At 56.8% G+C, this 461-nt stretch carries 1 protein-coding gene; it reads right to left on the reverse strand.

The genetic code is table 11. From position 1 onward, the window contains the following. Window positions 1–266 (reverse strand): 30S ribosomal protein S8e (locus EI28_RS13045; protein ID WP_048115539.1); only part of this gene is annotated, 266 nt, incomplete at its 3' end. Between the last annotated feature and the right edge of the window lie 195 nt (window positions 267–461).

Here is a 461-nt window from a genome sequence, read left to right on the forward strand (position 1 = left end):
ACGTAGTTCGGGTCGGCGCTGTTTGCCTCGACCGCCTCGATCTTCGTCTTTTTGGTCTCGCCGGTTGCGGGGTTCGAGACCGTTGCGTACTCTAACCGGAGTGCCCGGACCTTCTGGTTGCCGCCGAAGGTGCGGACAATTCTCCTGCGTTCTTCACCGATATGCGTCTCTGCCGGAGCTCTTCCGATCTCCGTTCTCTTTTTGCCCTGGGAGGTGTGGTAGCGTCCGCCCGATGGCTTCCGTACTGATCTTCCTTGCCACTGCATGTGACCACCGATATACTCTGCTGAGGACGCAATACCCTTCGGGGGTAGCAATCTCTCGTTAAAGTGCTATAACTATTCGGGACCGGGATATTTAACTCTGCTGATCACGCGAGGATCGCGTCCAGCAGCTCGTCCAACCCTTTTCCGGTCTTCATGTTCGTCCGGAAGATCTTCATCTCCGGGTTGTAGCGGCGC

This window comes from Methanoculleus sp. MH98A, assembly GCF_000691865.1.
Taxonomy (GTDB): Archaea; Halobacteriota; Methanomicrobia; order Methanomicrobiales; family Methanoculleaceae; genus Methanoculleus.